Raw genomic sequence first — 11,502 nt, forward strand, 5'->3', positions numbered from 1 at the left:
CTATAATAAGTAATGGAAACACCCGGAAAGAACCGCATCCTATACATCGCAGGAGCGGTGTTTTTCGCCGCGCTATTTGTGGCAGACGGCATGGACATGGCCCTGCAATGGGACAGCTACACGATACCGAAAGTTATCCGCGCCTCCATCCACATGCTGGTTTGGATTCTGATGACCTGGTATTGCGCAAACGAGTTCAAAGTCCGACAGCGCAGGAACAGAGAACGGCATAATAAAACAACAGCAGGATGAAGAAAAGCAAAAAACGTAAATACTGGATAGCCGCCATCATCTGGCTGGTAACCATGATACTGGCCAACAGCATCAACGAGTACTTCCACGCTAGCCCGCTGATACGCGGCATCACCGTGGGCTTCTGGGTCGTGGCGGCCTACATTCTGTTCAAGGACCTGATGCAGCCGCAAATCGGACGGCGTAAGAAGGAGGAAGAGAAAAAAGAATGAACGCAACGGCAAAGAAAAACCTGGCAGGCGGTCTGTGGCTGATGGCCGTCATCCTGGCTGGTGCCGGATTGGGCATGTTGTCTGATTACCTCGACTGCAGCTATCTGAAATACGTAGCCTTCCTGTTCGCCAGTTTCGGCGGAGGAATCATTGGCGAAAAATATTTCGCTGCCCGGAGAACCAAGAAGCCAACCACGTGGTGGCAATACGTCCTGATTGGCATCGGCCTATTGGCATTTGCCGGGCTGCTGATGTGGATATTCGAATAAAGAATGATAACTTAATGTATTAAAACTTATGTCTGACAATAACACCCTACTCGATAAACTCGACACCCTCGTAGCCCGCTTCGAGGAAGTATCGACGCTGATTACCGACCCGGCCGTCATCGCCGACCAGAAGCGCTACGTCAAGCTGACCAAGGAATACAAGGAGCTGGGCGACCTGATGAAGGCCCGCAAGGAATACGTCCAGGTGCTCGGCGGCATCGACGAGGCGAAGTACATCATCGCCAACGAGACCGACCCAGAGATGCGCGACATGGCCCGCGAGGAGCTGGACCGCTGCGAGGCACGCCGCCCGCAACTGGAGGAGGAAATCAAACTGCTCCTCATCCCCGCCGACCCGCAGGACAGCCGCAACGCTATCCTCGAAATCCGCGGAGGCACGGGCGGAGACGAGGCGGCACTCTTTGCCGGCGACCTCTTCCGCATGTACTCCAAGTATTGCGAGCGCAAGGGCTGGCGACTGGAGGTGTCCAGTGCCAACGAAGGCGCGGCGGGCGGATTCAAGGAAATCATCTGCTCGGTGACGGGCGAGGGGGTGTATGGCACGCTGAAGTACGAGAGCGGCGTGCACCGTGTACAGCGTGTCCCGGCTACGGAGACACAGGGCCGTGTACACACCTCAGCCGCATCCGTGGCCGTATTGCCCGAAGCCGAACCGTTCGATGTGGAAATCAACGAGGGCGAAATCAAGTGGGACACCTTCCGAAGCGGCGGCGCAGGCGGACAGAACGTCAACAAGGTGGAGAGCGGCGTGCGCCTGCGTTATAACTGGAAGAACCCCAATACGGGCGTGGTGGAGGAAATCCTCATCGAATGTACCGAGACGCGCGACCAGCCCAAGAACAAGGAACGTGCCCTGAGCCGCCTGCGCACCTTCATCTACGACAAGGAGCACCAGAAGTACATCGACGACATCGCCTCGAAGCGCAAGACAATGGTCAGCACCGGCGACCGCTCGGCCAAGATTCGCACCTACAACTATCCGCAGGGACGCATCACCGACCATCGCATCAACTACACCATCTACAACCTGGCCGCCTTCATGGACGGCGACATCCAGGATTGCATCGACCACCTCATCGTGGCCGAGAACGCGGAACGGCTGAAGGAGAGCGAACTGTAATCCGGCAGACCGTTAAATACCCATTTAATCGACCGTTAAATACCCGTTTAATCGACCGTTAAATACTCGTTTAACGAACCGTTAAATACTCGTTTAACGAACCGTTAAATACCCGTTTGACCGACCGTTAAGTACCCGAGACATGAAACAGTTACAGATTTCTTCGTTTTTCCGCACGTTGGGCGAAGCCTTCGGCCGCTGTGCCCGCCGTTTCCCCGTCACCCTGAGCTTCGCCTTGGCGCTGACGGCTCTACAACTCTGGCTGACAGCTACCGATTGGCACGGTGAAGAAAAACTGCTCGTCACGCTGTTCTACTTCCTGTCCGTCGGCACACTGCTCTCGCTCAGCCTGCACCTGTGGGCAGAAGAGGTGAAAAGGCGGAAACTGCGCCTGGGTGTGCAAATCCTGGCCCCTGTGCTGCTGGCCTTGGACGCCATTTTCCTCTACCATAACATCGAAGGGACACGGGCGATAGACATCGGCATTGCCCACGGCGCCGCCCTGCTGGCCATCGGCCTGTCACTGTTCTTCCTCCCGTTCTTCCGCGAACGCGACGACATTCCGGCCTGGAACTTCGCACAGACGGCCGTCGGCACGCTGGCCCTCACCCTTATTGTGGGAGCTGTGATGAGCGGAGGATTGAGCCTGCTGGTCCTCTCGCTGCACCAGCTCTTCGGAGTAGACGTCAGCCACAAGTGCTACCTCTATATATTAATCCTATGCTGCGAACTGCTGCCCTTGCTGATGTTCCTCGGCCTCCTGCCGGAAGGCGAGCGCAAGCACGACCGGCAGCCGCAACCCACCGCCTTCCTGCAAGGCATCATACACTACCTCTTCCTCCCATTGGCAGGGCTTTACTTGCTGGTGCTCTACATCTATGCCGGCACCATCCTCGCGCGGTGGGAGTTGCCCGACGGATGGGTGTCGTGGCTGGTAGTGGCACTGATGGCTGGTATCATCGCCATCGAACTGGGCCTGTATCCCTCGCGCATCAAGCAGAAGCGCCCAACGGACGAACGTATCGCCCGCTGGCTGCCCCTCCTGGCCCTGCCGCTGCTGGTGCTGATGACCATCGGCATCGGCCGCCGTTTCCTGGATTACGGCATCACCATCAACCGCCTCTACCTGGCCACGCTCAACGCATGGTTCTACTTCGTCTGCATCGGCCTCATCGTGAGTCGGGCACGGCGATTGAGCTGGATTCCCATCTCGTTTTCGTTGGTATTCCTGCTTACCTCGGTGCTGCCTGTCAATTACGCCAGCATCACGCGGAACATTCTACGCAGTGAGGTACGGGAAGTCCTGACACGAAGCGGACAATCCATCCCCCTTACAACGACCGCCTACGAAGCCTATCTGTTTTCCCTGCCGCAGAAGGAGGCCGTCCGCCTCAACGGCAAGTGTTACTATCTGCACGACTGGTTCGGCAGGGAGAGCGTGCAAGACCTGGTGGCCGAAGACACGCCGTTCTATTCTTACGCGCCGGAAGAAGCAGCCGACACACTGGTAGTGGCGGAACCGAGTTTCCATTACAACGCGAACGACTACACCTTGCCTGTGCCCCGCGGCTACCGCTACTGCACCCGCCTCAGCGGTAGAGGCCTCGGCGACAGCGTGTCCTACTGCATCCCGCTGGAGGACGGACGCATCGCACCGGACACCCTGCGCATCCCCACCGACACCCTGCGCAACCGCGACCAGCAACCCGCCTTGCCCCCACCCGTGCTACGCACCCAAGGCGGCAACCTCTTTGTGCTGACCTACTTCTACAATTCTTACGAGATAAGTGAAACGAAGGACGGCACACCCGAAACGCAACCCTGCCTGAAGGTGGAAGGCCTGCTCTTCCACAACCATATGAATAAACCATTCAAACAAGAATAACAATTATGAACAAACAACAACTCATCGACAACATCCGCCGCAAGCAGAGCTTCCTCTGCGTAGGCTTGGACACGGACATCAAAAAGATTCCTGACTTCCTGTTGGACAGCCACGAACCCATCTTTGCCTTCAACAAGGCCATCATCGACGCCACGGCCGACCTCTGCGTGGCCTACAAGCCCAACCTGGCCTTCTACGAAAGCCTGGGCGTGAAAGGCTGGCAAGCGCTGGAGAAAACCGTGAAATACATCCGCCAGAACTACCCCGACCAGTTCATCATCGCCGACGCCAAGCGCGGCGACATCGGCAACACCTCTGCCATGTACGCCCGCTCGTTCTTCGAAGACTTGCAGGTGGATGCCGTCACCGTGGCCCCCTACATGGGTGAGGACAGCGTAACGCCTTTCCTGACATATGACAACACATGGGTCATCCTCCTGGCACTGACCAGCAACAAGGGCTCGCACGACTTCCAGCTGACGGAAGACACGCAGGGCGAACGCCTCTTCGAAAAAGTGCTGCGCAAGAGCCAGGAATGGGCCGGCGACGACCGCATGATGTACGTCGTAGGCGCCACCCAAGGCCGCGCCTTCGAGGACATCCGCAAGATTGTGCCCGAGCACTTCCTCCTCGTGCCCGGCGTAGGCGCCCAGGGCGGTTCGCTGGAAGAAGTCTGCAAGTACGGCATGACCAAAGATTGCGGCCTCATCGTCAACTCCAGCCGCGGCATCATCTACGCAGGCAAAGGGCGCGACTTCGCCGACGCCGCCCGCCGGGCCGCCCAAGAGGTGCAGCAGCAGATGGCCGAACTATTGAAAAAATAAGTTTCAGCATGCGCCAGCGCATATAACAGTCCATCAGCAACAGCCAGCAACCAAGGTCGGTAGCCCTTCGGTTGCTGGCCTTGCTTCTGACGCAATGTAGCGATGCTCCGTGTTCGAAACGCAGCTCCTTCCTGTTCAAGACAGCGAAACGAATCCTACACAGGGAGAAATAAAAAAAGAAATCGGTTAACTACTCTTATCGTAATTAACCGATTTCTTTATGAGGTACCTGGCGGATTCGAACCGCCGTACGCGGTTTTGCAGACCGCTGACTAAGCCACTCATCCAAGGTACCCAAAAGCTCCATCTTTTCGATTGCGGATGCAAAGGTAAGGCTTTTTTCCGAATAACCAACTATTCGCAGCAACTTTTCTTCTTTTTTTTCTCACCAGAACAGCAGCAGGACGAATCATGATGTACTGAATGTTTTGAAGAACAACAGTTTGGACAGCTCCCGCAAGGATTTCCTCCGCTGCGTGTCCGGCGGAAAAAACGCCAGACACTGTAAACTATCCGCACCACGCAAAGCGTCAGTAACAGGGCGACGACCCATTCTTGCCAATTATTCATACAAACAAACCTCCTATCTGATAAATAGCAAAAGAAACAAGCCAAGCCAAGGCAGTGGTGTAACCCGCCGCAAACAAAGGCCACTTCCAACTGCCCGTTTCGCCCTTAATCGCTGCCAAAGTAGCAATGCAAGGAAAATAAATGAGCACAAACACCATGTAAGCAAAAGCCACCAGCGGCGTAATGGGGATACGCTCGCCCAAGCTGACTGAGTCTGCCTCGGCATCATCGGCATAGAGCACACCCAGCGTACTTACCACCAGTTCTTTAGCACCCACACCGGAGAGGATGCCCACGCCCAGCTTCCAGTCGAAGCCCAGCGGCTCGATGACCGGTTCGATAGCCTTTCCGATACGGCCGATGTAAGAATTTTCCTGCTGCTCGGTCACCGTCTCATATTCTGCATGATGAGGATAATAACCCAACGCCCAAATGACAATAGAAGCGACCATGATGATTCCACCCATCTTACGCAAATACTGCGCCCCCTTCTCCCACGTATGGCGGAAAATAGCCTTCGAAGTCGGCAAACGATAAGGCGGAAGTTCCATCACGAAAGGCGTATCATCGCCCTTCACCAAGAAACGGCAAAAAAGACGCGCCATCAGAATGGCCAGCACAATGCCGATGGCATATATGGACAATAACACCAGACTGGCATGCTCAGGGAAAAAGGCCGCCGTCAGCAACAGATAAATGGGCAGACGTGCACTGCACGACATCAACGGATTAATAAGCATCGTCACCAGCCGACTCTTACGGTTTTCGATGGTACGGGAAGCCATGATGGCCGGCACATTACACCCAAAACCCATGATAAGAGGAATGAACGACTTTCCGTGCAACCCCATCTTGTGCATAATCTTATCCATGATGAAAGCCGCACGCGCCATGTAGCCCGAATCTTCCATGAGCGAGATAAAGAAATAAAGAATCAGAATATTGGGCAGAAAAACAATAACGCCTCCCACTCCACCAATGATGCCATCAATCAACATATCCTTCAGCGGCCCCTCGGACAAGTTGGTACTAATCCATTCACCCAACCATGCCACGCCGGCCTCTATCCAATCCATAGGATATTGGCCTACGGAAAAGGTCACCTCAAACATCAGATACATGAACAAAAAGAAAATAGGATAGCCCCAGATGCGGTGCGTCACAATGGCATCAATAAAATGGGTAGTCTTCGATTTCTCCTTATGGTTGTCCACGAATGTCTCGCGCAGAGCCCCGGCAATGAAACCATATTTGGCATCGGTAATGGCCTGCTCGCTCTCTTCGTTCAGCACCTGGCGCAAACGTTCTTTCTCACGGTCGCGCATTGCCAGAATATCCGTCCCGTTGGGCAAGTCCCGCACCATCTGTTCCAGGTCTTTGTCATTCTCCAGCAACTTAATGGCCAGAAAACGAGTGGAATACTTATAACGTATGTTTTCATTCTCACTGATGACACGTTTCACCTCGTCAATGCTACGCTCCAATTCCGGGCCATGATTGATATGTATATGCCGGTAGACACGGTGCGGATGCCTGTCCTCTTCGTCCGTTCCGAAAGCATGGTCGGGCACGTAAGCCTTGTGCCAATCCTGCATATCCTTTTGTATTTCCGAACTGATTTGCCCGTCCTTGTTCAAGAAGTCCGCCCCTTCATAAATATTGATGATGACATGAAACAAACGTTCAATGCCCTTGCCTGTACGGCAGACAGTAGGTACCATCGGAACACCAATCAGCCGCCCCAAAGTCAGATAGTCCAACTTATTTCCACTTGCTTCCAACTCATCATACATGTTCAGGGCAATGACCATCCGCACATTCATGTCAATCAGTTGAGTGGTCAGATAAAGATTGCGCTCCAGGTTGGAAGAATCTACGACATTGATAATTATGTCCGGTGTTTCGTCGATGATATGCTTACGCACATAAAGCTCTTCTGGAGAATAAGCCGAAAGAGAATACGTGCCCGGCAAGTCGACAATACGAAAGTGATAACCTTGAAAATCGAAGTATCCCTCTTTGGCATCGACAGTAACACCGCTGTAATTGCCTACCCGCTCATGCGAACCCGAAGCAATGTTGAACAAAGATGTCTTTCCACAATTAGGATTACCGACCAATGCCACATTAATGGTGCGCCGTTTGCCCAATGCCAGTCGCTTCAGTTCTTCCTCACTCACAGGCAGGTCTTCTTCCAGACCGCCATGGAAATCAGGCTGTAAGACCGTCTGTTTAGCTTCCTGCTCGCTGATAACCTCTATCATCGAAGCTTCTTGTCGGCGCAAAGAAATCTCATAACCCATTACTTGGTACTTAATAGGATCTTTCAATGGAGCATTAAGCAACACCTCCACTGTTTTCCCCTTGATAAATCCCATCTCAACGATACGTTTGCGGAAGCCTCCGTGACCCAACACTTTTACAATCACCGCTTTCTCACCGGTCTTTAGTTCTGATAAACGCATAAAATCTTCTGTTCCATTAATGTCCGCAAAGATAAGCGATTCGTCCGTACACAACAAATAATTTAGAATGTTTTTAAATAACAAGCAGCAAAAGCCAACATTCGGAGCAAGCAGCTTTCATATCAAAATACACAGGCAAGGACTCCTCCAAGCTACATATTATCTTTAGCCGGAAACAACTCGGCACAACCAATCAAACTTTAATACTTATTCATCATGACAACAATCAAAATCAAATTCCGCCCGTCCACGATAGATGGAAAAGAAGGAAGCCTCTACTATCAAGTAATCCACAACCGCATCGTACGCCAAATCAGCACAGGCTACAAACTGTTCCCCTCGGAATGGGCGTCAGAAAAAGGGCAAATAGCCAGAATAAAACGCAAAGACAACCGCCGTGATTACTTACTCATTTTGCAAAAACGTCTTCGAAAAGGCATGCAAAAATGGCAACGCATAATAACATATCTTGAACAAAATGGCAACGAGTATCACACAGCAGACATAGTCACCCTCTATAAATCGGCACAAAACAACGACGGTTTTCTGAATTTCGCCCATCGACTGACAGACTCATTGAAAAAGGCCGGCTGCCTGCGAAGGGCAGAAACCTATGAAACCACTCTGAACAGCTTCACACGTTTCTACAATCACTTGGAAGACATTCCTCTGGAAGATATCGACTCAGAGTTAATGTTAGAATACGAAAATTATTTAAAGACCAAAGGACTGACCCCGAACAGCACCTCTTTCTACATGCGAAATCTGAGAGCCATCTACAATCAAGCCGTCGAAAGAAACCTTACCATTCAAAAATACCCCTTCAGGCATGTCTATACAGGCATCGAAAAAACCATTAAACGTGCCGTTCCGTTAAAAACCATTCGACAAATTAAAGAACTGAACCTCTCTCCTTATCCTCTTTTAGATTATGCACGAGACTTGTTCTTATTCAGCTTCTACACAAGGGGGATGTCATTTGTCGACATGGCATTTCTGAGAAAAAAAGATCTGCATAATGGCATCCTGACCTACAGACGGCGCAAAACGGGACAGCAACTTTTTATCAAGTGGGAAAAGCCCATGCAGGCAATCATCGACAAATACGACACACAAGAAAGTCCCTACCTGTTACCCATCATCAAAACTATCGGCCGCAACGAATGGAGACAATATAAGACTGCCGCTCACCTGGTCAACCAAAAATTAAAACATCTCGGAGCCAGATTAGACATTAACATAGGACTGACCATGTACGTAGCCCGGCATGCCTGGGCCAGTATCGCCAAAAGTAAAAATATATCGACATCTATCATTAGCGAAGCTATGGGGCACGACTCCGAAAACACTACACGCATTTACTTGGCTTCACTCGATACATCCATGGTAGACAAAGCCAACAACTTAATCATAACAGCCTTATGAATTGCTTTTTTATACTACCTTTGCATGCGGATAAGGAATAATAAACAATGAAAAAGAAAGTAGCCACATACATCGCTCGGCAACAATTGATAGAGCCTGGCAGCAAAGTGCTCGTCGCCCTAAGCGGAGGAGCAGATTCCGTAGCCCTGTTACGGATACTACTGTCGTTAGGATATGTTTGCGAGGCAGCACATTGCAATTTCTGTCTTCGCGGAACAGAGTCCGAACGCGACGAAGACTTTGTTCGCCAGCTCTGCCAAGAACAAACGGTACCACTTCATGTCATTCATTTCGACACTACCGGAGAAGCCTCACGAAAACACATTTCCATAGAGATGGCCGCCCGCGAGCTACGCTACACTTGGTTCGAACAGGTACGGCAAGCCTACGGTGCCGCAGCCATCGCCGTGGCTCACCACCGTGACGACAGTGCCGAAACTTTTCTGCTCAACCTGTTGCGCGGCACTGGCATCAACGGACTACAAGGCATCCGACCACGCAACGGATATATTATCCGCCCACTGCTTTGCTTAAACCGACAGGAAATCATCACTTATCTGGCAACCTTAAAACAAAACTATGTAACAGACAGTACCAATTTAGAAGATACATACATGCGCAATAAAATACGCCTGCATCTGTTGCCACTGATGCAACAAATAACCCCGGCCGCCAAAGAAAATCTGTTGAAAACAGCCGTTCACTTGACTGACGCAGCCTTGTTATACCAGCAGGCTGTGAACGAAGGACGAAAGAGAATTTTACTCGACGGAGGAAAAGCCATTGACATCAAGGCTCTGCTACACGAACCTGCACCAAATACCTTGTTGTTTGAAGTACTACACCCGTTGGGATTTAACGAAAGCCAAATAGAAAATATCTATCGGTCTTTGCAAAGCCAGCCCGGCAAGAAATTCAGTACCGGAAAATGGACAGTAATAAAAGATCGAGACCAGTTGCTAATAATAGAAGAACAACAAAAAAACATCCCTCCCGTATTGGATATTCAAACCTATGACTATACGCCAGACTTCAATATCCCACATGACAAACATTCAGCAGCTTTCGATACCGGCAAATTATTGCACCCTCTTTCCTTGCGGCTTTGGCAACAAGGGGACTCTTTTGTGCCTTTCGGCATGAAAGGCACAAAGAAAGTGAGCGATTATCTTACCGACCGCAAATTCTCACTGGCACAAAAAGAACAGCAATGGGTATTATGTTGTGGTGAAGACATCATTTGGCTGGTAGGTGAACGGAGCGATAACCGCTTCCGCGTAAACGATGCTACACAATCTATCACAATTGTCACCCTACGCCAACCCAATGAATAACCCTGTTCATTGGCAACAGTCCATAAGTCAAAGAATAACCCGATTCTGCTTCTGCCGCTTAAAATATTTAGAAAGGAGCACTGCAAAAGGGGAATCAAAACAACGAGCTTTCTGCGGACAACCTTTGACACAGGCACAACAGCGGATACAACGTTCTGAAATCGTGTGACACTCATCTCCTTTCATTATAGCATTATTGGGACAAGTCTTCACGCAACGACCACAATGAGTGCACAAGCTTTCGTCCACACAAGGTGTTGCAGGCATTGGCCTCCCACGTTTTCTCAAGCGAGCGGCTTCATAAATAAAACAGAACAAGGGTAATAAAGGCTGGTATGGACGCCGAATACGAGAAACGTCAACTACCCAAGAAGCCACTGTGACAACCCTGTTTTTTACTTTCTGACGGATTCTTCTTCCAAAATCTGTAGCTTCTTCCAAATCGTTTTTGTCAGGACGCCCAGAAGCAATTGGACACGAAACAGTACTATACGAATGTTCTCCCACAAAAGTCCCGGCGGCAATCACACCAAATCCTTTTCCATTCAAAAAAGCATTCAACTCCACTAACGATTTTTCATATGCACGATTACCATAAACTACCACCGCAACCGCCGGTGCACCTGCCGCACGCAAACCAGCCATCCTTAAAACAGCCAGTTGAGGCAAATGACCTGCATAAACCGGCAAGACCACTACTGTCAAAGTATTTGCACCAATCTCAGAAAAGTCAATAGAAGAATAAGTCAAATCACTCACCCTGACCTTCTCTAAACCAATACCACGTACGATAGCCTCACCCACATGCCGCGAAGTATGAGTGGGCGAAAAATATATCAAATGCACATCTGTTATGCTCATAATCACAAATTATCGTCTTAAATTAATTCATAAAAGTCTATTTAAAATTCATTTTCCCTGTCATCCCGAACGCAGTCAAGAAATTTCACTATGCACATGAGAGATGTTAGGGAAATGCTTCGACTCCGCTTCGCTCCTCTCAACATGACAGAGAGAATGATTTTTAAACGACAGACTATATGAAAACCCGTCCAAAGTTACGACATTTATTTGATAACAGCATCGCTGTTTAAGTATATTCCTCCTCCAATCACTTTTCTCCTT

At 50.5% G+C, this 11,502-nt stretch carries 10 protein-coding genes and 1 tRNA gene; 8 read left to right on the top strand and 3 right to left on the bottom strand.

Annotated elements, in window-relative coordinates:
- The first annotated feature begins 12 nt into the window (after window positions 1-12).
- The 6 genes from M3090_RS00275 to pyrF all read left to right on the top strand — a co-directional run bounded on the left by M3090_RS00275 (window position 13) and on the right by pyrF (window position 4,583).
- Complete coding sequence (locus M3090_RS00275) at window positions 13-252, top strand: hypothetical protein (protein WP_249053396.1); 240 nt, start codon at window positions 13-15, stop codon at window positions 250-252.
- Window positions 249-464: a hypothetical protein gene (locus M3090_RS00280; protein WP_249053397.1), complete on the top strand. Its 216-nt coding sequence runs from the start codon at window positions 249-251 to the stop codon at window positions 462-464. The genes M3090_RS00275 and M3090_RS00280 overlap by 4 nt, the downstream gene beginning before the upstream one ends.
- Window positions 461-733, top strand: coding sequence for a hypothetical protein (locus M3090_RS00285; RefSeq protein WP_249053398.1), 273 nt, complete (start codon window positions 461-463; stop codon window positions 731-733). The genes M3090_RS00280 and M3090_RS00285 overlap by 4 nt, the downstream gene beginning before the upstream one ends.
- Before the next feature lie 28 nt (window positions 734-761).
- On the top strand, window positions 762-1,874 hold the full coding sequence (gene prfA / locus M3090_RS00290; protein ID WP_249053399.1) for a peptide chain release factor 1: 1,113 nt from the start codon (window positions 762-764) through the stop codon (window positions 1,872-1,874).
- Window positions 1,875-2,016: 142 nt separating this feature from the next.
- Complete coding sequence (locus M3090_RS00295; protein ID WP_249053400.1) at window positions 2,017-3,759, top strand: DUF4153 domain-containing protein; 1,743 nt, start codon at window positions 2,017-2,019, stop codon at window positions 3,757-3,759.
- A gap of 5 nt (window positions 3,760-3,764) precedes the next feature.
- Window positions 3,765-4,583: an orotidine-5'-phosphate decarboxylase gene (pyrF, locus tag M3090_RS00300; RefSeq protein ID WP_249053402.1), complete on the top strand. Its 819-nt coding sequence runs from the start codon at window positions 3,765-3,767 to the stop codon at window positions 4,581-4,583.
- 223 nt (window positions 4,584-4,806) lie between these two features.
- On the opposite strand, the gene M3090_RS00305 is transcribed toward pyrF, so the two are convergent.
- Window positions 4,807-4,878 (bottom strand) — tRNA-Cys (locus tag M3090_RS00305).
- Window positions 4,879-5,149: 271 nt separating this feature from the next.
- A complete protein-coding gene (gene feoB / locus M3090_RS00310; RefSeq protein ID WP_249053403.1) occupies window positions 5,150-7,618 on the bottom strand; it encodes a ferrous iron transport protein B in 2,469 nt (822 codons plus the stop codon).
- Between the two features lie 216 nt (window positions 7,619-7,834).
- Between feoB and M3090_RS00315 the strand changes: the two genes are divergently transcribed.
- Both M3090_RS00315 and tilS read left to right on the top strand, forming a co-directional pair.
- On the top strand, window positions 7,835-9,043 hold the full coding sequence (locus M3090_RS00315; RefSeq protein WP_249053404.1) for a site-specific integrase: 1,209 nt from the start codon (window positions 7,835-7,837) through the stop codon (window positions 9,041-9,043).
- A gap of 47 nt (window positions 9,044-9,090) precedes the next feature.
- Window positions 9,091-10,377 (top strand): tRNA lysidine(34) synthetase TilS, encoded by a 1,287-nt coding sequence (gene tilS, locus M3090_RS00320; protein ID WP_249053406.1) that lies wholly within the window; start codon window positions 9,091-9,093, stop codon window positions 10,375-10,377.
- A gap of 27 nt (window positions 10,378-10,404) precedes the next feature.
- Here the strand turns inward: tilS and M3090_RS00325 are convergent, their stop codons facing one another.
- Window positions 10,405-11,238, bottom strand: coding sequence for a 4Fe-4S binding protein (locus M3090_RS00325; RefSeq protein ID WP_249053407.1), 834 nt, complete (start codon window positions 11,236-11,238; stop codon window positions 10,405-10,407).
- Window positions 11,239-11,502 lie beyond the last annotated feature (264 nt).

This window comes from Bacteroides sp. ET71 (assembly GCF_023336905.1).
In the GTDB taxonomy this organism is placed as follows: Bacteria; Bacteroidota; Bacteroidia; order Bacteroidales; family Bacteroidaceae; genus Bacteroides.

Excerpts from the sequence above, each read along its gene's own strand:
- M3090_RS00315 (WP_249053404.1), top strand. The coding sequence starts at position 7,835 with ATGACAACAATCAAAATCAAATTCCGCCCGTCCACGATAGATGGAAAA.
- M3090_RS00295 (WP_249053400.1), top strand. The coding sequence starts at position 2,017 with ATGAAACAGTTACAGATTTCTTCGTTTTTCCGCACGTTGGGCGAAGCC.
- M3090_RS00280 (WP_249053397.1), top strand. The coding sequence starts at position 249 with ATGAAGAAAAGCAAAAAACGTAAATACTGGATAGCCGCCATCATCTGG.
- M3090_RS00325 (WP_249053407.1), bottom strand. The coding sequence starts at position 11,238 with ATGAGCATAACAGATGTGCATTTGATATATTTTTCGCCCACTCATACT.
- prfA (WP_249053399.1), top strand. The coding sequence starts at position 762 with ATGTCTGACAATAACACCCTACTCGATAAACTCGACACCCTCGTAGCC.
- pyrF (WP_249053402.1), top strand. The coding sequence starts at position 3,765 with ATGAACAAACAACAACTCATCGACAACATCCGCCGCAAGCAGAGCTTC.
- tilS (WP_249053406.1), top strand. The coding sequence starts at position 9,091 with ATGAAAAAGAAAGTAGCCACATACATCGCTCGGCAACAATTGATAGAG.
- feoB (WP_249053403.1), bottom strand. The coding sequence starts at position 7,618 with ATGCGTTTATCAGAACTAAAGACCGGTGAGAAAGCGGTGATTGTAAAA.
- M3090_RS00285 (WP_249053398.1), top strand. The coding sequence starts at position 461 with ATGAACGCAACGGCAAAGAAAAACCTGGCAGGCGGTCTGTGGCTGATG.
- M3090_RS00275 (WP_249053396.1), top strand. The coding sequence starts at position 13 with ATGGAAACACCCGGAAAGAACCGCATCCTATACATCGCAGGAGCGGTG.